Origin of the sequence: Streptococcus taoyuanensis (genome assembly GCF_029589235.1) — a bacterium.
Classification (GTDB): domain Bacteria; phylum Bacillota; class Bacilli; order Lactobacillales; family Streptococcaceae; genus Streptococcus; species Streptococcus taoyuanensis.
Window position 1 is genome coordinate 22,300 of record NZ_JARQVW010000016.1, and the last position, 26,360, is coordinate 48,659.

At 42.0% G+C, this 26,360-nt stretch carries 25 protein-coding genes and 2 pseudogenes; 4 read left to right on the top strand and 23 right to left on the bottom strand.

The window, feature by feature from the left end:
* Positions 1–15: 15 nt before the first annotated feature.
* From P5Y91_RS09175 to hisS, 14 genes and pseudogenes are all read right to left on the bottom strand, one after another.
* Positions 16–1,479, bottom strand: coding sequence for an alpha-L-fucosidase (locus P5Y91_RS09175; protein WP_118398123.1), 1,464 nt, complete (start codon positions 1,477–1,479; stop codon positions 16–18).
* Positions 1,480–1,620: 141 nt separating this feature from the next.
* On the bottom strand, positions 1,621–2,397 hold the full coding sequence (gene trpA / locus P5Y91_RS09180) for a tryptophan synthase subunit alpha (protein ID WP_118398126.1): 777 nt from the start codon (positions 2,395–2,397) through the stop codon (positions 1,621–1,623).
* 1 nt (position 2,398) lies between these two features.
* Positions 2,399–3,604 (bottom strand): tryptophan synthase subunit beta, encoded by a 1,206-nt coding sequence (trpB, locus tag P5Y91_RS09185; RefSeq protein ID WP_049475266.1) that lies wholly within the window; start codon positions 3,602–3,604, stop codon positions 2,399–2,401.
* Positions 3,594–4,181 carry a phosphoribosylanthranilate isomerase gene (locus P5Y91_RS09190; RefSeq protein ID WP_049475265.1) on the bottom strand — a complete coding sequence of 196 codons (588 nt, stop codon included), beginning with the start codon at positions 4,179–4,181 and terminating at the stop codon, positions 3,594–3,596. The genes trpB and P5Y91_RS09190 overlap by 11 nt, the downstream gene beginning before the upstream one ends.
* Positions 4,168–4,935: an indole-3-glycerol phosphate synthase TrpC gene (gene trpC, locus P5Y91_RS09195; RefSeq protein WP_070666730.1), complete on the bottom strand. Its 768-nt coding sequence runs from the start codon at positions 4,933–4,935 to the stop codon at positions 4,168–4,170. Before trpC ends, P5Y91_RS09190 begins: the two co-directional genes overlap by 14 nt.
* The gene (gene trpD / locus P5Y91_RS09200) at positions 4,932–5,936 is read right to left on the bottom strand and encodes an anthranilate phosphoribosyltransferase (RefSeq protein WP_229099277.1); all 1,005 of its coding nucleotides are present in this window, start codon (positions 5,934–5,936) and stop codon (positions 4,932–4,934) included. Before trpD ends, trpC begins: the two co-directional genes overlap by 4 nt.
* Positions 5,937–5,945: 9 nt before the next feature.
* Positions 5,946–6,506: pseudogene (locus P5Y91_RS09205) on the bottom strand (aminodeoxychorismate/anthranilate synthase component II); the annotation flags it as partial.
* Positions 6,503–7,861, bottom strand: a complete 1,359-nt coding sequence (gene trpE, locus P5Y91_RS09210; protein WP_118398131.1) for an anthranilate synthase component I — start codon at positions 7,859–7,861, stop codon at positions 6,503–6,505. The gene trpE and the pseudogene P5Y91_RS09205, both read right to left, overlap by 4 nt.
* Positions 7,862–8,370: 509 nt before the next feature.
* Complete coding sequence (locus tag P5Y91_RS09215) at positions 8,371–8,733, bottom strand: DUF1304 domain-containing protein (protein ID WP_049492220.1); 363 nt, start codon at positions 8,731–8,733, stop codon at positions 8,371–8,373.
* Between the two features lie 15 nt (positions 8,734–8,748).
* Entirely contained in the window at positions 8,749–9,177 is a 429-nt protein-coding gene (locus P5Y91_RS09220) for a MarR family winged helix-turn-helix transcriptional regulator (protein WP_118398134.1), read from the bottom strand.
* 268 nt (positions 9,178–9,445) lie between these two features.
* Positions 9,446–10,075 carry an HAD-IA family hydrolase gene (locus P5Y91_RS09225; RefSeq protein ID WP_118398137.1) on the bottom strand — a complete coding sequence of 210 codons (630 nt, stop codon included), beginning with the start codon at positions 10,073–10,075 and terminating at the stop codon, positions 9,446–9,448.
* Entirely contained in the window at positions 10,072–11,352 is a 1,281-nt protein-coding gene (locus tag P5Y91_RS09230) for an MATE family efflux transporter (RefSeq protein ID WP_118398140.1), read from the bottom strand. Before P5Y91_RS09230 ends, P5Y91_RS09225 begins: the two co-directional genes overlap by 4 nt.
* Positions 11,353–11,402: 50 nt before the next feature.
* Positions 11,403–12,887, bottom strand: coding sequence for a threonine synthase (gene thrC, locus P5Y91_RS09235; RefSeq protein WP_277839326.1), 1,485 nt, complete (start codon positions 12,885–12,887; stop codon positions 11,403–11,405).
* Positions 12,888–13,067: 180 nt separating this feature from the next.
* A complete protein-coding gene (hisS, locus tag P5Y91_RS09240) occupies positions 13,068–14,351 on the bottom strand; it encodes a histidine--tRNA ligase (protein WP_277839327.1) in 1,284 nt (427 codons plus the stop codon).
* A 170-nt stretch (positions 14,352–14,521) separates the two neighbouring features.
* Between hisS and P5Y91_RS09245 the strand changes: the two genes are divergently transcribed.
* Positions 14,522–14,863, top strand: coding sequence for a metal-sulfur cluster assembly factor (locus P5Y91_RS09245; RefSeq protein ID WP_013904437.1), 342 nt, complete (start codon positions 14,522–14,524; stop codon positions 14,861–14,863).
* Positions 14,864–15,027: 164 nt separating this feature from the next.
* On the opposite strand, the gene P5Y91_RS09250 is transcribed toward P5Y91_RS09245, so the two are convergent.
* Entirely contained in the window at positions 15,028–16,302 is a 1,275-nt protein-coding gene (locus P5Y91_RS09250) for a uracil-xanthine permease family protein (RefSeq protein WP_277839328.1), read from the bottom strand.
* A gap of 589 nt (positions 16,303–16,891) precedes the next feature.
* The gene (gene ilvD / locus P5Y91_RS09255; RefSeq protein ID WP_070506106.1) at positions 16,892–18,595 is read right to left on the bottom strand and encodes a dihydroxy-acid dehydratase; all 1,704 of its coding nucleotides are present in this window, start codon (positions 18,593–18,595) and stop codon (positions 16,892–16,894) included.
* 214 nt (positions 18,596–18,809) lie between these two features.
* Here ilvD and rpmF point away from each other — a divergent pair, with 214 nt between their 5' ends.
* Both rpmF and rpmG read left to right on the top strand, forming a co-directional pair.
* On the top strand, positions 18,810–18,992 hold the full coding sequence (rpmF, locus tag P5Y91_RS09260) for a 50S ribosomal protein L32 (protein ID WP_003009516.1): 183 nt from the start codon (positions 18,810–18,812) through the stop codon (positions 18,990–18,992).
* Between the two features lie 15 nt (positions 18,993–19,007).
* On the top strand, positions 19,008–19,157 hold the full coding sequence (gene rpmG / locus P5Y91_RS09265; protein ID WP_001265622.1) for a 50S ribosomal protein L33: 150 nt from the start codon (positions 19,008–19,010) through the stop codon (positions 19,155–19,157).
* Between the two features lie 479 nt (positions 19,158–19,636).
* Here the strand turns inward: rpmG and P5Y91_RS09270 are convergent, their stop codons facing one another.
* The 7 genes and pseudogenes from P5Y91_RS09270 to P5Y91_RS09300 form a co-directional block, all read right to left on the bottom strand.
* Positions 19,637–20,422, bottom strand: a complete 786-nt coding sequence (locus P5Y91_RS09270; protein ID WP_003013947.1) for an ABC transporter permease — start codon at positions 20,420–20,422, stop codon at positions 19,637–19,639.
* 1 nt (position 20,423) lies between these two features.
* Positions 20,424–21,218 carry an ABC transporter permease gene (locus P5Y91_RS09275; RefSeq protein WP_003013825.1) on the bottom strand — a complete coding sequence of 265 codons (795 nt, stop codon included), beginning with the start codon at positions 21,216–21,218 and terminating at the stop codon, positions 20,424–20,426.
* Positions 21,215–22,201 carry an ABC transporter ATP-binding protein gene (locus P5Y91_RS09280; RefSeq protein ID WP_003010129.1) on the bottom strand — a complete coding sequence of 329 codons (987 nt, stop codon included), beginning with the start codon at positions 22,199–22,201 and terminating at the stop codon, positions 21,215–21,217. Before P5Y91_RS09280 ends, P5Y91_RS09275 begins: the two co-directional genes overlap by 4 nt.
* Positions 22,202–22,359: 158 nt before the next feature.
* Positions 22,360–22,668, bottom strand: a pseudogene (locus tag P5Y91_RS09285) (type IIL restriction-modification enzyme MmeI); the annotation flags it as partial.
* A 303-nt stretch (positions 22,669–22,971) separates the two neighbouring features.
* Complete coding sequence (locus tag P5Y91_RS09290) at positions 22,972–23,607, bottom strand: SdpI family protein (RefSeq protein ID WP_155168340.1); 636 nt, start codon at positions 23,605–23,607, stop codon at positions 22,972–22,974.
* Complete coding sequence (locus tag P5Y91_RS09295; protein ID WP_003009465.1) at positions 23,594–23,875, bottom strand: autorepressor SdpR family transcription factor; 282 nt, start codon at positions 23,873–23,875, stop codon at positions 23,594–23,596. The genes P5Y91_RS09290 and P5Y91_RS09295 overlap by 14 nt, the downstream gene beginning before the upstream one ends.
* A 565-nt stretch (positions 23,876–24,440) precedes the next feature.
* Complete coding sequence (locus tag P5Y91_RS09300; protein ID WP_277839329.1) at positions 24,441–25,043, bottom strand: hypothetical protein; 603 nt, start codon at positions 25,041–25,043, stop codon at positions 24,441–24,443.
* Positions 25,044–25,254: 211 nt separating this feature from the next.
* Between P5Y91_RS09300 and P5Y91_RS09305 the strand changes: the two genes are divergently transcribed.
* The gene (locus P5Y91_RS09305; RefSeq protein ID WP_049472646.1) at positions 25,255–26,172 is read left to right on the top strand and encodes a helix-turn-helix domain-containing protein; all 918 of its coding nucleotides are present in this window, start codon (positions 25,255–25,257) and stop codon (positions 26,170–26,172) included.
* Positions 26,173–26,360: the final 188 nt, after the last annotated feature.

The window sequence follows — 26,360 nt, forward strand, 5'->3', positions numbered from 1 at the left end:
AAAGCTTCAAGAAAACTAAAAGCTGAGGCGTAAAACACGCGGTTGTTTTTTGCTGCAAGCTGGTAACTGAAGATGAAGCCCTGTCTCATCTTGGCTCCAAGAAAGGGGCTGGCTTTCTCCAAGGAGCTCTAGCTTTTGAATGCGCGCATGAAGAATTCTCGGTTGCTTGAGATCATAGGCGAGAGATGGCAAGGTCAGCTCTTCTGCCCTTCCACTTGGTTCCAGCTGGATGGCATAAAGAAAGCCATCACGCATGGTATAGCGGAAATCTTGGTTGGTATAGAGTGGCGCTTGCCCGTCTGAAAAGGAACCTTCCTGGGCCTCGGTCGGTCCGTCTGATGACACCCGCCAAGGCCGACTCTGATAAATGGCTTCTCCATTTACCGCCAGCCAGTCCCCGATCTCTGTGAGGATGTCTTGGTCTTGCTCAGGGATCGTGCCATCTGCTTTGGGTCCAATATTGAGCAGAAGATTGCCATTTTTGGCCACAACATCAACTAAATTTTGTAGCAATTCCTTACTGGTCTTGTAGGCTAGATCCTGGGTATAACACCAAGAATTACGGGCGATCGCGGTATCCATTTGCCACGGAAAGGCTTGCGTCTCTCCGTATCCTCCCCGCTCCATCTCAACGATTCCTGAACCGAAAGGGAGGGCGTCCTGTTTGTAACAAACAGCCACCTTGCGATCCTCTTGTGCTGCTAGATTGTAATAATAAGCCAAAAAGCGCATCAAGTAGGGACGGAAACTCTCATGCTGGATCCACCAGTCAAAATATAGGAGCTCTGGTTGGTAGTCCCGCACCAGTTCACAGGTTCGCAACAGCCAATCTTCCAAGAATTCTTTACTTGGATAAGGCTTAGAAGTCAGATCAAAATGATCCTTGGGCTCTGGCTCCGCTGGCCAATAAAGGCTGTCTCTTGGGACTTCTTGCGGAATGTCACTAGTGAATTCCTTGCCATGTGAAAAGAAAAACTGGTGTTCTGCCCGGTGAGAAGACGTACAAAAGTGCAGACCACGTTTTTCTGCTTCCTCCCTCAGCTCTCCTAAGACATCTCGTCTCGGCCCCATTTCTAAGCTATTATAAGGCGAGAGAGTAGAGGCATACATCTGAAAACCATCGTGGTGCTCCGCAACTGGAAAAAGATACTGGGCTCCCGCTTTTTGAAAGAGATCTAGCCAAGATGCCGGATCAAAGCGATCGGCTGTAAAAAGAGGAATGAGATCCTTGTAGCCAAAGCCGGCCTGGTCTCCAAAATGCTCTCGATGATAGTCATAACAAGGATTCCCTTGTATATACATATTTCGCGAATACCATTCTGAACCAAAGGCAGGTACACTGTAGACACCCCAGTGGATAAACATTCCAAATTTGGCATCCCGATACCAATCCGGACAGACTTGATGGCTAAGAGAGTCCCAGGTGGGTTCAAAAGGACCTGACTGGATGACTTGATCAATCTCTTCAAGGCTTATCATTCTCTTCTCCTCTTTTCTTGTTACTACCTCTATTGTAACGAGAAAGCCTCGTTTGTAAAGACCAACGAGGGGAATGTTTAAAATAGTAGACAAAGAGCTTGATCTAGGAGAATCAAGCTGATGATGAATGGAATGAAGCTTCTAACCCTTCACTGCTTGAGAAATAAAACGAGCAATGGCGTCTGTCTCCCCTTGGTGGAGAGCCTTAACGATTTTGGACCCCACAATAACCCCATCTGAGACCTTGTTGAAACGGTGAACATCCTCCATGCTGGAAACTCCAAAACCTGTTAAAACAGGAATAGACGCTATTTCATGTAATTGGGCCAAGTGGTGATCCAAATCATCTCGATAGCTACCAGCTTTCCCCGTCACTCCATTGACGGCAACGGCATAGATAAATCCTTCTGCATCTTGGATCAATTTCTTCTGGCGCTCGATTCCTGTGGTTAAGCTCACTAGCGGCACCAAAGCGATGTCTTTATCCACTAATAGAGGCTCTACCAGATCCGCATGCTCATGAGGAAGATCCGGAATAATCACTCCCTTGACCGCTGTTCCTTCTACATCTCTAAAGAAGTTTTCGAGCCCATATTGGAACAAGAGGTTGAAATAGGTCATGATGACCAAAGGAACACTTGTCTCCAGACGCTGGATCGTTTGCACCAGTTCCTCTGTTGTCGTCCCATGGGCTAAACTTCGTAGCCCCGCCTCTTCAATCACAGGGCCATCTGCCACCGGATCTGAAAAAGGAATGCCAACCTCAATAGCTGAGACACCAAGCTCCTCCAAAAATTGGATGGTTTCCTGCAAACCTGCTAAGCCTTTTTCATGATCTCCTGCCATAATATAAGGAACAAAGATTCCTTGCTGCTGGTCTTTCAGCTTTTGTAAATGCTCTGTTAAGGTCTTTCCCATCTTACTCTCCTCTCTCTTGTTCTAGGCGGTCTTTGACTTGTACCACATCTTTATCCCCACGACCTGATAAGCAAACGATCATGGATTTTTCAGGCCCCATCTCCTTGGCCAATTTCACTGCATAGGCGATAGCATGGCTCGATTCCAGAGCTGGAATGATTCCTTCTACTTTTGAAAGCAATTGAAAGGCTTCTAGGGCTTCTTGGTCTGTCACAGGCACATAGGTTGCCCGCTTGATATCATGGAAATAAGAATGCTCTGGCCCAATCCCAGGATAATCGAGACCTGCTGAAATCGAGAAGGCTTCTAAAATCTGTCCATGGGCATCCTGTAAAACATCCATCAAGGCACCGTGAAGGACTCCCGGACGCCCCTTGGTCAAGGTTGCTGCATGCTGGTCTGTATCTACTCCAAGCCCAGCAGCTTCTGCCCCATACATGGCAACAGATGTATCTTCAACAAAAGGATAAAAGAGGCCAATGGCGTTCGATCCGCCTCCTACACAGGCTAAAACTGCATTTGGTAATGCACCATCATTTTGCTCTGCAAATTGGCGTTTGGCTTCTCGACCGATGACACTTTGAAAATCACGGACAATCTCTGGGAATGGATGAGGTCCTAGAGCAGAACCCATGATATAGTGGGTATCCTCCACATTTGCTACCCAGGCTCTAAGGGCAGCATTGACCGCATCCTTGAGAACACGTGAACCATCTGTTACTGATTGAACCTTAGCGCCCAATAACTCCATCCGAAAGACATTGAGGGCTTGGCGTTTGACATCTTCTTCCCCCATGTAAATGGTACATTCCATATCAAATAAAGCAGCAGCTGTTGCTGTTGCAACACCGTGCTGGCCAGCTCCTGTTTCTGCGATGATCTTCTTTTTGCCCATCCGGTGTGCCAACAAAACCTGTCCTAGGGCATTATTAATTTTATGAGCCCCTGTGTGGTTGAGGTCTTCTCTTTTAAGAAAAATCTTGGCTCCGCCGACATACTTGGTAAGATTCTTAGCGTAATAGAGCGGTGTTTCCCGACCGACATATTGTTTCAAAAGGTGATCCAATTCTGCTTGAAAAGAAGGATCTGCTTGACTTTCTCTATAGGCTTCTTCTAATTCTAAAACTGCTGTCATCAAGGTTTCAGGGACAAATCGTCCCCCGAACCGCCCGTAAAATCCGTTTTTATCTGGTTGTTTATATGCCATGCTTGACCCTTTCTATAAATCGTTTTATCTTTTCTTGATCTTTTATTCCATTTGTCTCGACCCCACTGGATACATCCACCGCATAAGGATGAAAGAAGCGAATGGCATCTGCTACATTGTCTTCCGTCAAGCCTCCTGCAATAAAGAAGGGCTTTGTAACGTTTTGACTTTCGAGTTCTTGCCAGTTAAAAGTCTCTCCACTTCCTGCTACAGGAGCATCAAAGAGCAGATAATCGGCACTGGTCTCAGGAAGAGCTGCATCTTTCCCCACTTGAACAGCACGAATCGTCTGTTGGGGAAGCTCTTGCAAGATGGTATCATCTATCGGCCCATGCACTTGTATCAGATCCAACCCTACAACTTGGCAAGCTTGCTCCACTTCTTCTCTTTGTGGTGATACAAAAACACCGACTTTTTGAACCCTCTTTGGAATATCTGTAGCCAACTGCCGAGCTTGCTCCAGCGTCACTTGCCGTTTGCTTGGTGCAAAGACAAAACCAATGTAGTCCGCACCGGCCTCAACAGCTGTCTGGACAGCTTCCGGAGTGGACAATCCGCAAATTTTAACCTTTGTCAATCTGCAACTCCTTTACTTTTTCAGCCACATTGTCTGCCTTCATGAGGGCTGTCCCAACGAGAATGCCATTAAAATAAGGAGCCAGCATGCGCGCGTCTGCTGCTGCGAAAATAGCAGACTCAGAGATGTAAACCGGTTCTTGTTCAAAATTGGTCGCCAATTCCAGGCTAGTATGAAGATCAGTCTCAAAGGTCACCAAGTTGCGATTATTCACCCCGATGATCTGAGCACCAATCCGGTGAGCGACCTCTAGTTCTGTCAGATTATGGGTCTCCACCAAGACCTCCAGGCCAAGATGGGTCGCAAACTCATAGAGCTCTTGCAGACGAGTCTCTGATAAGGCTGCAACAATCAACAAGATCACGGTCGCCCCTGCGTTTCGTGCCCGAATTATTTGCTTTTCATCCACAATAAAATCTTTATTGAGGGTGGGAATACGCACTTGACTAGATATTTCCCGGAGATACTCGATACTGCCCTTGAAAAAAACTTGATCGGTCAAGACAGAAATCATCACGGCCCCATTTTCTTCGTAAGTCTTAGCCTGCGCGACGATATCCACATCGACATGAATATCTCCCAGACTCGGGCTAGCCTTTTTCACTTCCGCAATGACCTGAAGCTTTTCTGGATGACTCTTTAGGTAATCATACAGGCGGTAGGTCTCGCGCAAAGGTTGGAGTTCCTCTTCTTTCATCGCAGCCACTTCACGCGCCTTTTCCTTTAGAATCTTTGGCAAGAATTCTTGACTCATTTTTGATACTCCTGTAATAATCTCAATTTCTCAAGGGCGGCCCCACTGGCAATCACTTCACGTGCCAAGGCAATCCCCTCTTTGATAGAATCTACCTTGCCGTTGGCATAAAAACCAAGGCCTGCATTTAAGACCGTCACCTCTAAGAAGGGACTCGCTTCATTCTTCAAGACACTGAGCAAAATTTCCGCATTGCGTTTGGCGTCTCCACCTCGTACTTGATCAATTTCAATGCGCTCCATTCCGATATCTTCTGGTTGAAAACTGGATAAAGTAACCTGTCCATCTTCCAGAATAGCGAGCTGGGTTGCGCCATCAAGGCCTGCCTCGTCCAAACCTTGTGGGCCACTCACCACCACTGCGCGTTTCCGACCCAAATTCTTTAGAATCTCTGCCGTACTTTCTAGCATGTCAGGACGACTGGTTCCCAATAGCTGGGTTTCTAGAGGAATCGGATTGATAAGAGGACCAGTTAAGTTCATCACTGTCGGCACCCCTAGTGCCAAGCGAGCGGGCATAATATAGCGCATGCCAGGATGCAGATTTTTGGCAAATAGGAAGACAATTCCCGCCTTTTCAAACACTCGTCCCAAGTCTTCTGGACCCAAATCAAGGTTAATCCCTAGAGCTTCTAGTACATCCGCAGAACCGGATTTGGAAGAGATCGAACGATTTCCGTGTTTCGCCATCTTGATGCCACCACCAGCAAGGACGAAGGCAGCTGTTGTTGAAATATTGAAACTATACGAACGATCGCCCCCCGTTCCACAATTGTCCATCGCTCCTTGAACTTCTGTAGGAATAGCGACTGCATAGGCCTGCATCACTTTTGCAATAGCCGTCCGCTCTTCAACCGTTTCTCCCTTCATTTTAAGACCTAGAAGAAGGGCCGTCACCTGTGCTTCTGAAGCACGACCAGCAACGACTTCCTCCATAGCAGCTTCTAACTCTGCACCAGTTAGATCCATTCCTTCCGCTACTTTTGCAAGCACTTGTTTCATCTTCCGCTCCTTGACTAGTTTAACAAAATTTTCGATGGTCTTGAGCCCATCTGGCGTCCCGATACTTTCTGGATGGTATTGAAAACCATAAATTGGTAAGCTGCGGTGTTGAATCCCCATAATGGCTTGATCATCCGTCGTCCGAGAGGTAATGACAAAATCCTCTGGCATGTCTTCAATCGTCAACGAATGGTAACGCATGACTGGGACCTCTTTTGCGACACCCGCGTATAGCGGAGAGGGAGCTTCTAGCTGGATCTGGCTTTGTTTGCCATGCATGACCTGTGGTGCCAATCCCAAGCGCCCTCCAAAAACTTCCGCAATCGCTTGATGTCCCAGGCAAATCCCCAAGATTGGTTTGACCCCTGCGAAATCTCGGATCATCTCCTCCATCTTGCCCGCATCCTTTGGCCAACCTGGACCTGGAGAAAAGACCAAGGCATCTGCTTCTTGGGCAACCTGGTACAAATCCGGATCATCATTTCGAAGCACCTGGACCTCATCAAATTTTCCGATATACTGTGCTAAATTGTAGGTAAATGAATCGTAATTATCGACTAATAAAATCATCCTTCTTCTCCAATCCTAGTCATTGATTTTGCCTTATTGACGGTTTCTTGGTATTCATTTTCAGCGATCGAATCATAAACAATTCCTGCTCCAGCCTGCACATAAGCCTTCTTATTTTTGAGGATCATGGTTCGAATCGCAATAGCAAAATCGAGATCCCCCGTCACAGAGAGATAGCCAATAGCACCCGCATAGACCCCGCGTTTCTCTTTTTCTGCCTCATAGATCCGCTTCATGGCTCGAATCTTGGGAGCACCCGAAACGGTTCCAGCTGGAAGAGTTGCCTTCAGAGCCTCAATAGAGGCTAGTCCAGGAAGTAATTGACCCTTGACCACACTCGTCAAGTGCATCACATAACGGAAGAATTCCACTTCCATATATTTGGTCACTTCAACTGAACCATTTTGAGCAATACGACCAATATCGTTTCGCCCTAGATCCACCAACATCCGGTGCTCTGCGACTTCTTTTGGATCCCCTGTCAACTCAGCTGCCAATTTCCGATCAGCCTCTTCATCGATCCCTCTTGGACGCGTGCCCGCAATGGGATTAGTTGTCACCACTCGGTCCTTGACCGACACCAGACTTTCTGGACTAGCACCGATAATTTGGTACTCCCCAAAATCATAAAAGTAGAGATAATTCGAAGGGTTGGTCACGCGCAAATTGCGGTAATAATCCAATGGTTTACCCGAAAAATCAGCTGAAAAACGTTGACTGAGCACGCATTGGAACATATCTCCTTTTCGAATATAGTCCCGCGCTAGGGCCACCATTTCCTCAAACTCTTTTTGCTCCAAATGATTGTGGAAATGAAGCGCATGCAGGTCCTTGTCCTGAAACTCTTCTTTTGCAGGTCTTGCCAATTGTGCTAATACTTGCTCCAAGCTCGACGCTTGCTCTGCTTCACTTCGCCCACTATAGTGGTTCTCTTCCACCACATAGACCTTTTCCTTTTTGTGATCAAAAATCACATAGCTTTCATATAAGAAAAAGTGAAGATCTGGTGTGCCGATCGTATCTTCAGGAATGGAACCAATGTTCTCATAGAGACCAATCAAGTCATAGCCGACAAATCCAATCGCCCCACCGTTAAAAGGAAGCTCTTCTGAAGTTTTCGTTTTGACCGTGATGCGGTTCAAAAAGTCCAAAGGATCCTCTTCGATAATTTGATCATTGTAATAGAGGACACCATTTTCAAACTTGACTTCACTGACCGGCCGATAAGCTACAATTGAAAAACGCGCATTCTCTTTTTCACGAGGGATCGACTCCAAGATCATTTTATGGGGCGCATCCAAACGCATATAAGCCAAAATTGGACTCAACACATCAGCAGATAAAACTTTTTTCATATCAGAAACCTCTCTTTTAGAACTCTTTTATTCTAAGGAATTCAGCCGCACCTTGGCTTGCTAAGGCGATCACGGTTATCCCACGCTCTATTTCCGCTTTGGGATCAATGTGCCTAAGCTCGCTTCGCTTGCTAAGGCACATAGAAAAGCCCTCACACAAAAACTGTGTGAGGGCGTAATGTCCGCGGTGCCACCTCTTTTATAGGGAAAAATAGCTGGTCTTTCCCTACATCTCTATCTCCTCTATCAAGGAGTTGCACGGTAAGGGGTGCCAACCGAATTCACATGGGTTAGAATTCATTGATCATAACAGTCCAATTTTCATCAGTCGCTATTGCTTGTTCACAATTCCCACAAGCTCCCTGAAAATAGCTGACTCATTACTTTTCTGTTGCTACCATTATAACCCTTTTTCTTCGAAAGTCAATAAAATTTTTAGTCTTTTTTTATACTTTTTTCTACACTTATTTAATACAATCAACTCAAAGTTCCCTATCGGCGCATCTTTTTTAACCCAAAAATAGGATACTTAACAAGGCCAAAATAGCAGGGCCACCTTGGGTCAAGATAATCTTTTTATTGGCTGTCATCGCACCGTAGGTAGCAGCCCCAATAATAAAGAGCACAAAAATCGTAACAACTTCACTATTTTTAGAGACAAACAATCCATACAAGAGGAAGGCACCAATCAAGGCATTGTATATCCCTTGATTCTTAAATAAAGAGGTCACAGATGGGCGAGCGAGTTCTTCTTTATCCATGTTGAAAACCCGACTTGTGGTATCAGATGTGGTTCTGATGCTCTCCAAATAAAAAATATATAAATGCTCCAGTGCAGCAAGACTTGCTAAAATAATCGTCAGTAATGACATCGTAGATTCTCCTTTTTATTCAACTGTTATTTGTTCAATGCCAGATACTAATTTGTCCAGCAGGTAAGAAAATTGCTCTTGTTCTTGAGTGGTCAAAATGCGACTCATCTGTTCTTTTACCGCCACATGATGGCGAGGGGGATGTTTGACCAAACGATTATAGGCCGTATCCGTCAAATGAATTATGATTTCCCGCTGATTCTTTGGATTTCGACTCCGATGGACAAATCCTTCCTTTTCCAATATTTTGAAATGCCGGGTTAAAGCCGCTGGATCAATCTGCAAGCGTTCCTGAACCGCGATCTGATTGCAAGGTGCTTGTTCTAATAAATCCTGCAAAATTTGGTAACGTGTTAAGCTAATCCCTAGGCGCTTTTCAAATAACTGTGTAGTCGATTGATCTGCCAAACGTAGTTGGTAGAGCAAATCATTTATTTCTGCCACATTCCTTCCTCTATTCATTTTTGATAAATCAATAATTGACTAATCAATTATAAAATATTTCATATCCTCTGGCAAGGAAAAGAGCTTGCACTGTTTTTTCGCACAAAAAAAGCCGCCTGATTTGGCGACTCTTAGGGAGATTATTATGAAAAAGAAAAGTTTTAGGATTTTTCTAAACAAAGTTAGGAGGTCTTTGTTTATGCTTCTATTATAGCGGACATTTCTTAAAGAAAGCTTACGACTTTATTTCAAAATGAAAACAAATTCTTTACAGATTCTTTTCAGCGTTTAAAATAACTGGAATATCTAGTAAGGTGTTCATCTGATGATTACCTTCATAGTCAGACGTCAAGAAATTGATACTCTGAATCTGGCTATTTCTTGCAAAGTCAATATCCAGACTCCGATCCCCAATATAGTAGGTATTTTCTGGCTCCAAGCCGTACTTCTCCATCAGATACATGGCAGCTTCTGGGTCAGGCTTGCGGGCAAAACCACTTTGACTGGTCAAAATCTCTGTAAAAAAAGATTCCAAACCCAAATCCCGTAGGATGACAAAGGCATTCTCTCCCTTATGGGTATAGACAAACTGCTCAATTCCAGCTTCTTGTCCCCAGGATAGGACATCACGCGCCCCATCCATCAGAAGGACCTGGGCATTTTTCTCTGCTAGACTTTCTGCTCGGCGATGATTCAAGTCCGTCACATCCAGATGATACTCCTCCGCCACAGCTACTAAAAGATCTTGAACCGAATGCTTCAAGATGTAATCTTTAATGCTAGCCCGGTCAAACGGAAGCTGATAAGATGCATAAGTCTCCTCAAGACCTGCCAGAATAGCATCATAGGAATCCAGCAAGGTTCCGTCCAAATCCCAAATAAAGGCTCGTTTTGTCATTTTTTCTTCTCTCCTACTTTTCGTCTATATAGCTGACTCAAAAATAGCCAACGAAAACCATTGTCGAGCAGTGTCCCAGTCCAGACACCTGGAAGGCCAAAGCCAAGAGTTACTCCAAGCAGATAACCGGCTCCAATTCGAATGACCCACATGCCAATCGTCGTTGCATAAAATGGAAGTTTCCCATTTCCCAACCCTTGCCAAACAGCTGTATAGATGACCGTTCCTGCTGTAAACGGCGTTCCCAACAAAGAAAAGAGGACAACCGACAGGCTAGCTTCTACCGCTTTCACATCTTGTGTGTAGAGATAGGTCAGAAGGGTGCCCCCAAAAAAGATTCCCAAGGCAATGGGTAACATTAACACGAAGGACAAGCAGTAAGACTGCTTTCGAAGGCGGGCAATCTGCTCAAGATCACCTTCACCCAGGCTCCGTGCTACGAGCATGACCGTCGCTGTGGCCACCCCAAACACAGGCATGTAGTTAAACTGGGTCAAGGTCTCTCCGATAGCATTTCCTGCGACTGCCTCGGTCCCAAAAGCAACCACGATCGCAATGATCACCACATCTCCAGCTCGCATCATCAGCCGCTCTCCGGCAGCTGGAAGTGCTAAGTTCAAGAGCTTACGATCCAATCCCCAACGAAGAGGTGCAAAGGGTAACTGGACCTTTCGCCACAAGAGGATGACGCCCACCAGACGGGCCAGCACTGTCCCTAAGGCCGCACCGACAATCCCCCAGCCAAAAAGGAAAATGGCCACAGAGGAGAATAAAGCATTCAAAACATTGGTCAACAGGCTCACATACATAGGAAGACGTGGATTGTTGGCCACCCGAACCAAGGAGCCCAAGGTCGTCATCAAGCCTAAGAGAACAATGGTCCCGCCGACCAAGGAAAGGTAAATCCCCCCGCTTTCGGCTACTGCAGCTTCAGTCCCCAACAGCGAAATCATCTGGCGTCCAAATAACAGCGATGCTCCTCCTAAGAGAGCACTCAACAGTAAGGTCACCTTCAGTGACTCTGTCGCATGGTAGGCAATGTTTTCTTGATTTTTTTCACCCAAGCTTTTGGACATGACACTGGCAACTGCCGCACCCAGTGCCAAAAAGATGGCTTGATAGATGGTGATGATATTCCCTGCGACGGAAACACCTGAAATGGCAATCAAGCCCAGGTGAGCTACTAAATAAGAGTCCACCATGCCCATCAGCATTTGTAAGAAATTTTCACCCATGGCAGGGAGGGCAATGTTTAAGATTTTTTTGTATGAATTCATGAGTATATAAAAGAGCCAAACGGCTCTTTTGATCTTTCTAATAGGGAGAATTACAGTCCCAAGTAGTCTTCTACGGCTGCTTGCATGTCTTTAGCAGCTACGCTTGTACGATGGCGAACTGGCGCAGTTTCAAGTCCATCTACGGCCGGTGGCACAGGAACACCTGAGAGGGTGTGCAATTTAGCCAAGGCTTCGAAATCGCCTAGACCTGTCTCGCCTGTCACCGCTTCTACTGCCACAACAGGGAATTTGTAAGGACTTGCTGTAGAGGCAATGACTGTTTTAGCAGCATCCCCTGTTTGGGTCCGGTATTTTTGATAAACGGCTGATGCTACGGCTGTATGAGGGTCTTCGATGTAATCAGACGCTTCATAGACCCGCTTGATTTCTGCAGCAGTTTCTGCTTCATCTGCGTATGCAGCCGCAAACAAATCTAAGATGTCTGCATCAAAGTTGGACAACTGGTACTGACCTGTTGCAACAAGGCTTTCCATCAACTCTTTGGTCTTCGTGGCATCATTGCCTACCAAGTGGAAAATCAAGCGTTCCAAGTTTGAAGAGACCAAAATATCCATTGATGGGCTAGTGGTCACCTTGAACTCACGTTTCTTATCATAGACATGTGTTTTGAAGAAGTCTGTCAAGACATTGTTTTCATTTGACGCACAGATCAATTTTCCAACTGGAAGACCGATTTGTTTGGCATAGAAAGCTGCCAAGATATTTCCAAAGTTTCCTGTTGGAACAGTGAAATTGACTTTTTCTCCCGCTGTGATTTGGCCTGTCTTCACCAATTGCGCATAGGCGTATACGTAATAGACAACCTGAGGCACCAAACGACCAATGTTCATAGAATTAGCTGATGAAAATTGCATCTTGTTGGCTGCTAATTTTTCACGAAGCGCCACATCATTGAACATGTGTTTGACATTGGTTTGGGCATCGTCAAAGTTTCCATCGATCGCGATGACATGGGTATTGTCCCCAGTCTGAGTCGTCATTTGCAATTCTTGCACCTTGCTGACACCATCTTTTGGATAAAAGACAATGATCTCTGTCCCTGGAACATCAGCAAAACCTGCCATCGCAGCTTTTCCTGTATCTCCAGAAGTCGCCGTCAAGATGACAATTTTATTTTCCAGACCGTGCTTTTTAGCTGCTGTTGTCATAAAGTAAGGCAAGATCGACAAAGCCATATCTTTAAAGGCAATGGTGGAACCGTGGAAGAGCTCCAAGTTGTATTGTCCATCGAGTTTGACAAGCGGAGCAATAGCTGGGGTATCAAACTTGCTGTCATAAGCATGAGAAATACAGTAGTCTAACTCTTCTGCTGTAAAGTCGTCCAAAAAGGCTGACAAAACAAGCTTGGCCACTTCTTGGTAAGAAGCATCTTTGAGGGTATCAAAATCCAGCTCTACTTGAGGATAAGAGACTGGAGTAAACAAACCGCCATCTGTCGCCAATCCTTGAAGAATGGCTTGACTAGCTGTTACAGTATTTTTTTCATCTCGTGTTGATTGATAAACTAATGTCATGACTGTTTCATTCCTTTACTAGTAGTCTTCTCATTATATCATAAATGTCAGAAAATTTAACGGCTTTTCGCCAAATCTTGGCAAAGGTCAGCAAACAGAAGCTAGATAAAAGAGAGCAGGCGCAACGACTTTGCTCCTACTCCCATGCGAATCTGTTTTACAGGTGCCTGCAAGACTTGATCAAGCCAATCCCAACTCTGCTAAAACAGATGGGAAGTCTTTCTTCAAGCTTTCAAGAGCCACCGTTACTTCTTGACGAGTTTGGTTATTTTTCACAGTAACTTGACCGCTCTCAACTTCACTACTTCCTAAGGTGATCAAGGCTTTGGCCGCAAAGACATCTGCTGACTTAAATTGCGCCTTGAGCTTGCGTCCAAGATAGTCACGTTCTGCCTTGAAGCCTTGGATTCGAAGGGCTTGAACCAAGCTAAGCGCTGCTTCATTGACCTCATCTCCTAGGACAGCGATGTAGGCATCTAGGCCGGTTTCGATTGGTAATTCAATGCCTTTCTTTTCAAGAACGAGAAGGATCCGTTCCACACCGATACCAAATCCAAAACCAGCTGTCGAAGGGCCACCGAAGTATTCAACCAAACCATCATAGCGACCACCCGCACAAACTGTCAATTCATTGCCTTCAATTTCTGTAATGAACTCAAAAATCGTGTGGTTGTAGTAATCCAAGCCACGCACCATGTTGGTATCAATGACATAGGATACTCCCAAGTCTTCCAACATCCGACGAACCGCATCAAAATGCGCCTGGCTTTCTTCATCTAGATAGTCTAAGATGGAAGGAGCCTGTTCAACCGCCGCCTTGTCTTCTTTTTCTTTTGAATCCAAGACACGAAGCGGATTTTCTTCTAAGCGACGTTGGCTGTCCTTAGACAATTGATCCTTCATTGGCAAGAGGTAATCAATCAAGGCTTGACGATAAGCCTGACGACTAGCAGGGCTTCCCAAGGTGTTCAAGTGCAAGGTCACATTGTCAATTCCTAGTTCTTTCAGGAATTGCGCTGCCATGGCAATGGTTTCGACATCCGTTGCAGGATTGCTCGATCCAAAGCATTCTACCCCAATTTGGTGGAATTGACGCAAACGACCTGCTTGAGGACGTTCATAGCGGAACATTGGACCTATGTAATAGAACTTACTTGGTTTTTGTACCTCAGGCGCAAAGAGTTTATTTTCTACATAGGAGCGGACAACAGGAGCTGTTCCTTCTGGACGAAGCGTGATATGACGGTCTCCCTTGTCATAGAAATCATACATTTCTTTGGTAACGATATCCGTCGTATCCCCTACTGAACGGCTGATGACTTCATAATGTTCGAAGATCGGTGTGCGGATTTCATCATAATTGTATCGCGCAAAGACCTTGCGTGCAAAGCCTTCTACATATTGCCATTTCGCCGAATCGCCAGGAAGGATATCCTGGGTCCCTTTTGGTTTTTGTAATTTCATAGCTTTCATCCTTTGTCTTACTTTTGCCTCTATTTTACCACAAATTCGAAGAGAAATGGAGACTGGACCGAATTTCATTCGTTCGACACGTTCAAAACCTCTTTCTCTTCTTGCCTTATCAGCCGAATTATGAGAAAATGGAAGCCATACTACACTGAAAGGATCTTGCGATGAGAGAGGATATCAAAATCAATGACCGCGCCCTGGCACTAGAGAAGTCGTTAATCGAAAAATTGGAGCTTGTATTTGATACCGATGTCGAGTTAGATGTTTATAATCTGGGACTGATCTACGAGATCCATCTAGATGAAGCCGGCACTTGCAAGGTGGTTATGACCTTTACCGATACGGCTTGCAGCTGTGCTGAGAGCCTTCCGATCGAAATCGTCGCTCGCCTAAAAGAAATCGAGGGGATCGAAGATGTCAAGGTTGAAGTGACTTGGTCACCCGCTTGGAAAATTACACGAATCAGCCGATACGGGCGCATCGCCCTTGGTCTTCCACCACGATAACAATCATTACCATTTAAGAAACGCAGTCAACTTAATGAAGGAAAGCCTCTTTGGGAATCCAATCCATCATAAAAAAACGAGGAACACCAGCTCTGCCATCAGAGTCTGTTCCTCGTTTTTTATAATGTTTAAATCCATTCAAACTTTTTCACTACCAGAATGGACTAAGCCTCGTCAGCTTTTGGTTCTGGAAGGATTTGATACAACACAATTCCAAGAATCGTTGAAGTTGCCACACCTGTAATTTGAAGACCACCAAGGTCAATCATCAAACCACCGATCCCTGATACCAAGATCACACTTGCAATCAAGAGATTCTTTTTATTATCAAAATCAATCTTATGTTCAACTAAAATTTTCAAACCGCTAGCAGCGATAACCCCAAAGAGGGCAATAGACAAACCTCCCAATACAGGAGTTGGAATAGAGTGCAAAAGTGCTGATAGCTTCCCAATAAAGCTCATGACAACCGCAATCACTGCTGCGCCTGAAATAACGTAAACTGAGTAGACCTTACTAAGGGCCATAACCCCAATGTTTTCCCCATAAGAAGTTACCGGAGGAGCTCCAAAGAATCCAGCAATAATCTGTGCCAAGCCATCACCAGTAAGCGTATGGTCAAGCCCTGGATCCTTGAAGTAATCACGCTCAGTCAAACTATTTAAAACCATGAGGTGGCCAAAATGTTCCGTCATAGTCACAAAGGCAATCGGAGCCATGGTCAAAATCGCACTTGGATAGAGCTTAAAGCTATAATCCACAAATGGAATGTCAAAGTTTGGAACTTGAATCCAATGCGCCGCACTTACCTCTGAGAAATTGACAAAACTATGTCCTGTTATCAAACCAAGAGCCAATGAGAAAATATAGCCCACAATTAATCCAAGTAAAATTGGGACGACACCGACAATCTTCTTGCCATACATGTTAAAGAGGATAACCGCAAAGAGGGTCACCATCGAAATCAATAGAGCATAACCGCTATAGCTTTTATTTAAGGTTGTCGCATCAGTGACTGCATTCGCCGCAAGACTCAAACCAATTACCATGATAATGGGACCAACCACGATTGGTGGAAGGACCTTATTAATCCAATCTTTACCCGCATGCTTAACAATCAGAGCTACAAACAAGTAGACCAAACCACCCGCCATAGCACCCTGGGCAACTGCCGCGATCCCATCTGACTTCATCAGCATTTGCATCGCTGCAATATAAGCAAAACTAGACCCCATATAAGCAGGAATCTTATACTTGGTCACTGACAAGTGAGCCAAGGTCCCCAAACCAGATGAGAACAAAGCAATGGCAGGATCAATCCCAACCAAAATCGGCACCAGCACCGTCGCCCCAAACATGGCAAACAAATGCTGGAAAGATAAACCAATCAATAAACCAGGTTTTGGCATATCATTCACATCATATTTAACGTCATTCACGATCGTAAAAACCTCCTAAAATTAAGATGCAGCAAGCTATGGCTGAACAAAAACGTCTACCTTCGATGACCAAATCGTAAAGGAGTACTTCATGCTCCATCATCGACGATTTCTCTTTTTCATCAAACCACTTTTCAACTATACAAAAAAATCCCCCACAACAAGGAGATACACAAAATATAGGCTGGTCTTCCCAGGCCTTTCATTTCCATAGCTCCTTGCCTGCCTCTCTGGACAGTATTAAAGGATTGATTCGATTAGTCACAATTATAGCAAATTATAGACGGATTTACAAGAAAAATGACAGATAATACACTCAAATCTCCCAAAAAGTAATATTCATACGCTTCAGCGACAGGGTTAAAAATAGCGACTTTGAGCCAAAAAAGAGGCTGGGACAAAAGTCCTAGCCTCTCAATTATTTTTGGATTGTCGAGCAAGACGCAGTGGTTGAGTGGGCTCTACTACACTGATTTCATCAGTTTTTACAGCCCTACTCAACTGTGCGTAGGTGGGACGACGAAATCGAATTCTAACGAATGACCGATTTCTGTCCCACTCTCTCTTTGGACCAAAGTCGTCCTTGTAATTACTGTTTACCAGACTGTTCCATATTCCAGAAGTCGGTTACAGCACCACGTGATGCTGAAGACACGATATGAGCGTATTTACCCAGAACCCCACGGCTATACAGCGGTGGCAAGGTTGTTTCAGCTTTGCGTTTCGCTAACTCTTTGTCTGAAACGTGCATGGTGATTTCTTTGGTATCTTGATCAACTGTTACCATGTCCCCTGTGTGGAGGTAGGCGATTGGGCCACCAACCTGAGCTTCAGGCGCAATGTGACCGACAACGAGACCATAAGTACCACCAGAGAAGCGTCCATCTGTCAAGAGGGCCACCTTGTCCCCTTGACCTTTCCCAACAATCATGGATGACAAGGACAGCATTTCCGGCATACCAGGACCACCCTTAGGACCTACGAAACGGACAACGACAACGTCGCCATCCACAATTTCATCCGAAAGAACGGCTTCAATGGCAGCTTCTTCTGAGTCAAAGACCTTAGCAGGACCCGTGATGTTACGAACTTTCACACCTGATACTTTGGCAACCGCCCCTTCTGGAGCCAAGTTCCCTTTCAAGATGATCAATGGACCATCCGCACGTTTTGGATTTTCAAGTGGCATGATAACTTTTTGACCTGGTGTCAAATCAGCGAAGGCTTCCAAGTTCTCAGCAACAGTCTTACCAGTACAAGTGATACGATCCCCATGAAGGAAACCATTCTTAAGAAGGTATTTCATGACGGCTGGCACACCACCAACATTATAAAGGTCTTGGAAGACATATTTCCCTGAAGGTTTCAAGTCCGCCAAGTGAGGCACACGCTCTTGGAAATCGTTGAAGTCTTCAAGGGTCAAGTCTACATTGGCCGCATGAGCGATCGCAAGCAAGTGAAGGGTCGCATTGGTAGAACCACCAAGCGCCATGGTCACTGTAATCGCATCTTCAAAAGCTTCACGGGTCAAGATATCAGATGGCTTCAGTCCCATTTCCAGCATCTTGACAACAGCACGACCTGCTTCTTCGATATCGGCCTTTTTGTCAGCTGATTCAGCAGGGTGAGAAGAGGAACCAGGAAGACTCATCCCAAGGACCTCAATCGCTGTCGCCATGGTGTTGGCCGTATACATCCCACCACAGCCACCAGGGCCAGGGCAGGCGTTACATTCCAGTTGCTTCACTTCTTCAGCGGTCATATCGCCGTGATTCCACTTCCCAATTCCTTCGAAAACAGAAACCAAGTCGATATCTTTTCCATCGAGATTCCCTGGAGCAATAGTCCCACCATAAGCAAAGATCGCTGGGATATCCATATTGGCGATGGCAATCATCGAACCAGGCATGTTCTTATCACAGCCCCCGATGGCTACAAAAGCATCAACGTTGTGACCACCCATAGCTGCTTCGATAGAATCCGCAATGATATCGCGAGATGTTAGGGAGAAGCGCATCCCAGGCGTCCCCATAGCAATCCCGTCCGCAACCGTAATGGTTCCGAATTGGACCGGCCAAGCTCCTGCATCCTTCACACCTTCTTTAGCCAATTTTCCAAAATCATGCAAGTGTATGTTACAAGGTGTGTTTTCAGCCCAAGTAGAGATTACCCCTACGATCGGTTTCTCAAAGCTTTCATCGGTCATTCCCGTCGCGCGAAGCATGGCACGGTTGGGAGATTTTACCATGCTATCGTAGACACTACTACGATGGCGTTTGTCTAATTCTGTCATGTCATTCCTCTCGTTATATTTTTTACCATTATAGCATAAAAGAGGCCACAAAGATAGGCAAGAACTTTGGAGAAGCAGACGACAGAAAAGTTTCTTTCAAAAATTTCAATTTTTTTGTCAAGTAACTTTACTTTACAAAAAAGTTTTGTTATACTGTTACAGTTGATGAAAATCAAACCTAATTGAATTTATATCTTAAAAGGAGAAAAACGAAATGGCAGTACCTGCACGTCGCACATCAAAAGCGAAGAAAAACAAACGTCGTACGCACTACAAAGTAACAGCTCCATCTGTAAACTTTGACGAAGCAACTGGAGATTACTCACGTTCACACCGTGTATCACTTAAAGGATACTACAAAGGACGTAAGATCGCTAAAGCTGCATCAGCTGAATAATAGAAGGGAGATACCATGCGCGTAAATATTACACTTGAACACAAAGAATCTGGTGAACGCTTGTACCTTACTTCTAAAAACAAACGTAACACTCCAGACCGTCTTCAATTGAAGAAATACTCACCAAAACTTCGCAAACACGTCGTGTTTACAGAGGTGAAATAGGGGTTCACTACACGTCAATAGATGTTAGAAACCTTGATTTTAAGCGATTCTTGAAATTCTAAATTTCACTACATTGCAATATAAATCAACCGAATCACTACCTTTTTCACTACCTTTTTTGAAATAAGAATAATGATTCGGATATATAAAAGAAGAGGAACTTTATTGTGAAGCTCCTCTTTTTGTTATGTGTTCTTTTTCTCACAGATCGTATGACCTGGTTTGACACAGTTGGATTTCAGGTACTTCCAGTTTAGCTTTATATCAACCATCATCAAAATCCAACTATTTTCTTATTTTAAAAAATATGAATAAGTTTGATTGAATGAGGGAATTTCTTTAAATTTTTTCTTAGCACCTATAAGTTAATAATACTATTCTTTAAATTATAGTTTATAATTATCTGATGTTTCAATGACCACAAAACAAAGTACAGCGAATCACTTCCTTTAGTCAAACATATAACTGAACAACATTGTTTATCTTCCTGCACTTTCATATTTTTTCAATCCTTTTCTAAAAATTGTACGACTGATAATAATCAAAAAAACTGTAAAAACTATTTGATAGAAAAATAGGTTCAATGTATCTTTCCCTAAAAATATTAATACTGCAGGATTGGCAATTAATAAATTGGGAACAAATAACATAGTGATCAATCTGTTAATACCTGTAAAAATATTATATGGATACTTAGAAATTCCAATATAATTCAAAAATACATCTACTTTTGAAAATTTAGTTGGGAACCAAAATGAACTAATCGTTATTAGAAACCAAATTGAATAATATATAATACAACCACACATTAAAGAAAGGATATAAAATAATATTTTTAATGAATTTAAATGTACATTTAAATTTCCATAACTTATAAAAATGATCGCAAGACCAAAAAAAGTATTCACGAATTGAACTAAATTAAATGATCTAAAAATATAGAACAACTGAGTATCAAACGGCCTCAATAAAATTTGATCCAAGTTACCACTCAAAATATCTGATTCTAAAATTCCCATACTTCTAATTAACAATCCCATCATAACTCCATCTACAATAGTGTAGGAACCTACCAAAAATAAAATTTGATAATAGTCCCAACCATTAAAAGAGTCTATGTTTAAGAAAATCAATCTAAAAAATACAATAGGTAAACCAATCCACAGTATCGACGAAAATAGACCACAAAAGAAGTCAAAATGAAAATTCATATCAGATTTAAAACCAAAATGAAGTAGCCTAAAAATTACTTTTATTCTAAACATTTTATCCTCCCACATTTGAGAAGTGCTCCACTCCTTTTCTCAATATGAATCTTGATATAATATAAAAAATGATGCACCAAATCAATTGAATACAAATAATTCTCAAATAGTCTATTAATTTATATGTATCATTACTAAACATCTGAAGCGGTTCATATACTAAGTATTTAAAAGGTAATACATCTAAAAACAGACGAAAATTATTTGAAAAAAAACTTAAAGGCAATAATATTCCTGATAAAAACTGAATTACTATTTCTTTAACAGTAAGGACAAAAAATATATTTTCTAACCAAAAAGAAAGCATACCTACACAACATGATATTAAAAACCATAGAACCATAGATAGAATAATTGCAATACTTCCTAAAATAAGAATTTCAATGGTTAATAACTCATTCTTGTAATAAACACTGGAGAATAAAATGACAGGAATGATGATAAATAATAAATGAGCAAGCCTATCTCCAAGCATTTTACAAAAATAATACTTATAAAAAGTAACAGGTTTTATTAATATGCTAAAAAAATTTCCTGAATGAACATCGTCATTGATTTCCCAATCAACTGGATAAAAAACAAAATATGAAAAAATTATAGTCCCCAAATAGTATTGAACCATTGAGGTAAAATCATATCCTGCTATATTTATCTGGTTACTCTGATATATATACGTCCATAAAAATACTGATATCATAATTTGTATACTTGCCTGTAACATTAACAATAGTACACTTGATTTATAGTTCAAAATAGATCGAAATGATATCAGAATAATAGACATTTCTTTTTTCAATTGTGCTCCTTTTTTGTAAAATAGTTTTGTAAAATAATTTCTTCTAAAGAAAGATTTGATATTTCAAAATCTTCTATATCTACAAGCTTATTGATTGATTCTAATGTCTCAAAGACAAAATCTCTAGGTATTTTTAGTATACATTCCGATTTTGTTTGAGAAATGACTACTACTCCTTTAACAGAGCATAACTCTGGTACCAAATCTAATGTCATTTTTATCTTTAAATATTTAAAATCAGAAAATTTAGATAAAATAACATCCATTGACTCCTGCAAAATAATTTTTCCTTTGTCAATGACGATTAATTCGTCACAAACAGACGAAATATCATCCATATCATGACTCGTTAAAATAATAGTAGTATGACATTCTTCATTCATTTTCTTTAAAAATGTTCTGATATCTTTTTTAGACTGTATATCTAACCCTATAGTAGGCTCGTCTAAAAATAATATTTCCGGACTTGTTAAAGATGCCGCGATAAACTCCATTTTCATTTTTTGTCCAAGAGAGAGGGTCCGGACCTGCTGGTAAAGCTGATCTTTTACATTCAACAAATTGCTTAATTCCTGAATTCGTTCTTGTAAAATCGCCGGTTCTACCTCATATAAAGTACCAATCAATTGAAAATAATCCATAGCCGAAACATCTTGAAATAACTGTAATTTATTTCCTACTACTATTGAAATTTTTTTTCTAAAATTTATACTTCTTTTAAATGGAATTTCTCCATTCACTTCTAATTTTCCGGAACTAGGATAAAGAGTCCCAGTCAACATTTTAATCGTTGTGGATTTACCAGCTCCATTACTCCCAATAAAGCCAACTATACTCCCTCTCTTAATCGTAAAACTAATATCTTGAACAGCTCGAATCGTTATTTGATTACGTTTCAAAAATCTCTTGATAAATGGGAGTCTTGAATCAAAATTATAAAAATTTTTAGATAAATTCTGAGCATTAATAACTATTTCACTCATATATCTCTCCTTTCGATAAAATATATTTACTTGTACTTTTTCCATACTTTACCAAAATGCTAAAGATTGAGCTAAAATCTTCGGGATGGGTAAAATAATATTTGTCTTTAAAAAGTTTCTCAAAACCTTCAAGGCGATTATTGAAATCATTAAATTTTGTATTGTCTAGCTGGTTGAAACGGTGTAAGGTAAGTCCCATCAGACTGTTTTATAGCTTTATTTAAATCTTTATCCGCTCCTTTTTGTTCAATCAATACTTTTGTCTTATCAATAAAGCCATCCATAAAACTAGTATGGTCAAGCATCACTTTATCTTCAAAAGTGATATACTCGCTTGGATTTTCCACTTCATAAACAGATTGAAGTAAGTCAAGCCAAAATGACTGACTATCTTGTCTTTCATTTCCTCTATTTTCCCAGCGTTTAATAAATTCTATAGCCTGCTTTTTTTGTTCTCGAATATTCATTTAAACTCCAATAATATTACTACTTGATGTTATTATACCATTAAAAATGTTTAATTAATATATTTAATAAGTTCTATTTGTAGCATATCTTAGCTTTTATTACATTGGATTACAGAGACCTAGTTAGATAACCTAGAAAGGTGTATGTAATATCACTTTTTATAAAATTTGATTTTTAAAATAACGTATTGGTGCGCTCTTTTTTCAACTTATTTTGGCTAAGAAAACGATGAAATCAAGCATTATAAAAACCAGTGGAAGTAATCCTAACACGGATTTCCACTGGTTTTTACATTTTTCATACTAACGATTTTTTCGACTTAATTGATATGAGTACACCATAGGGATAACCACAATGGCGAGGATGACCAGCACCAAAACATAAGAAAGCGCGAATTGAAGGCCTGCTTCAAGTAGGAGGATCAAACCTCCGAGGACCCACAACTTCCCTGCCAAGCGATGGGTTTTGTGCCAGTTATCTTCACTCTGTAAGGTCCAAGGCAGACGGATTCCAACCGTGTGATTCACTTTTAGCTTAGGCATGTAATTGCCCATGATTACAAAGATGAGACCCAGCAGAACCGAAACAAAAACTGATGGATTGGTAGTAGATCCTAGCGCCTTGCTATAGATGAGATAGGAGGTACTTAAGGAAACGATTGGGGTCAACCAGTAAATCGCTCTGATCATTTTTTCATTCATAGCGCTATTCTTAGAATCGCGACCGATCATAAAGATCATAAACAGATGCACCATGAGATCGAAAATAGGAAGACCAAACACAACCAGGGGTTTCGATTGGAAGTTATTGGCCTGGCCAGCAAAATTGAAGTGAATCGGGATTTGGTTAGGCAATTGCGACCAAATCATCAGCCCCCAAAGTATGGGGAAAAGTATCACCATAGAGGTTAATAGCAATAGTTTTTTATTCGTTTTCATCAGTAGAGTCTCCTTTCAAATCAACGAGCCAGACCATTAAATCCTCCAAGACAGAAGTATTGAGTTCATAGTAGATAAAATTCTTCTCTTTTTCCTCTCGAATTAAATCTGCCTGCTTGAGGAGGCTTAAATGATGGGAAATGGTCGCTCCTGCTACATCAAAGTGGCCAGCGATATCGCCAGCGGATAATTTCCCTGCCTTTAGCAGTTCTAAGATACTTCTTCTTATCGGATTCGATAAAGCTTTAAATGTTTGCGCAAAATTCATTCTCTATCTCCTCTAATCTATTTAGAAATCTTTCTAAATAGATTCTAGTACTTTCGGATGGGTTTGTCAACTCTATTTAGAAAAAAATCTAAATAGTTTCTGTTGTAAAAAAATATCAGACCTAAGACCGATTCTTATAAGCAGCGTCTTTTCTTAAGTTTTCTTTAAGAAATCAGCCTTATAATAAAACCATCAAATAAAGACCTCCTAACTTTGTTTGATAGAAAATCCTAAACTTTTTCATAATAATCTCCCTATAAGAGCCACCAAAACCGGTGGCTTTTTCTACGTACCTTTACGAGCATCAGCGAGTTTAGGTACGTTGATGCAGTTTGAGTGAAGCGAAAACTACGGTCCTTATTCCCTTAGTGAACGGTAGTGAGCTTAGGTACGTTGACGCAGTTCGAACGACAGTGAGAACTACGGTCCTTAATACGTTAGCGAACTTAAGTACATGGATGCCTTGCGGAACTACTTTTTACAGGACAACAAAATAACCTCCACGAGAGCTCTGATTTTCGATCATGACTCTTGGGAGGTTTTTTCATCTTTTATCTTTTTGACATTACATATCTTTGTGGATACGATAAGTATTGTAAGCAGTGACTACATTAGCAACGGCGCTGACCCTTGAGCTACGTGCGATATCGGCTTGTAGGGCATTGGCTTCCTCTTGCAGATTAACTTGCGTTTCTTGGAATTGTTGCATTTCAAGCAGATTATAGGCTTCTGGCAAGGTAGAGGCACGGCCTTCTGCAATTATGTTATATAGTCGGAAGAGGTCGTGGTAATTGTAAAATTTTTGTGGGAAACCTTGCATCCCTTGTTGGTAGGCTGGTTGGCTGATTTCCTGGTTATAAAGAGCCCGGGCATTGGCAAGAGCTTGCTTGGCTGGGGCTACAAATACAAAATATTTGATCGCAATCAACCCACCCATCAATCCGAGCATCAGTAGAAAACCGTGCATCAGGTGACTTTGTTCTAAGAGAAAAATCGTAAAGGCGAAAAGAAGATTGAGGGCCAGTGTGACCGTGATTGGCCCATTGAGTCTCTTCGCTGCTTTATTTAATCGGTTTTGTTGCCGTTGAACTTCATCCCAAGCAACTGCTGCAGGGGCCGTTAGCACGCGCTTTTCATCTAATAGTTGTAAAATTTCTTGTGTCGTCATTGTAAATCTCCTTTTGTTATAAGCTTATCTTCTAGAATTGACCTTATTTTATCAAAAATCCCTCCCTAAAAAAGGGCCATGTAAACTATAGTTTCATTTTTCTTAAAAATCGAAGAATTTCTAGTTTTTTTGTCAAAAATTAAACTCTGAGTTTAATTCCAGCCTTTTTTGAGGTATACTAATGGTATGATAATTGAAAGGAAGTTCCCCTATGTCCTCATCTTCGCCATTTGGTCCAACATTCCGTAAAATTCGTGAAGCACGCGGTCTTTCTCTAAAAGAAGTCGCTGCAGATATTGTCTCTCCTCAGTTCCTCAGCCAATTTGAGCGTTCTCAAAAAGGAGTGACCATCGAAACCTTCTCTCGCCTCTTGCTGTCTATGGGGGTGGATTGGGACACCTTTTTGTCCCATTATCCTGGCTTAACTATTCAAAATTTCAGCCCCATTTTGATGAAACACATCAATCAAGAAAATATGGATTTTCTTTCCATCATTGAGCGCTTAAAGCACGAAAAATCGCCTGTTGCCGAGGAGAACAAAGAGCTCTGGCAACTCTATTTGCGCTCGCTTGAAATCAATGTCAATAACGCGATGGGAAAAGAAATCCACCTGGAGGACGCACCTGTCTCGATTCAACGAATCGCTCAAGAAGTGCCGTTTGCCTATCAAAATGAAATTGAGCAAGACTTCACCATTGCCCTTTTATCTGTCTTGCCCTATGAAGTCGTCGCTAAGATTCGAAAGGAATCCTTGGAACTTTTTGAAAGCAGTTATTCTGCCTACTCTGCCAATGCGTTGGCCTCTTTGCTGTTAAATCTGGCCAACTATCTTATTAAAAAAGAACTCTACCTAGAAGCTCTGAATTTTCTTCAATCAATTAACCAGCTTCGCAAGCGCAAACCGATTTTAAACACCAGTATTTCCATGCAGTTAGAATTTATGCAGGTCTATGCCCTCCTTGGCTTAAATGACAAGGAAGGGGTTTACCGTGCCAAGCAGGTCCTAAAAGCCCTGGAAGGTTTGATTGCACTCGAAAATTTCGGAAGCCCGCTTATTCAAATCAAGACAAAATTCATGTTGCGGGTCAATGAACTCAACAAAACTGGCATTGATTTCTTCAGTGAGTAAAGGCATCTCAGACTTCAGACCGATTCTTTCGATCAGCGCCTTTTCTTAAGTTTTCTTTAAGCAAACCGCCTTATAATAAAACCATCAAATAAAGACCTCCTAACTTTGTTTGATAGAAAATCCTAAACTTTTTCATAATAATCTCCCTATAAGAGCCACCAAAACCGGTGGCTTTTTCTACGTACCTT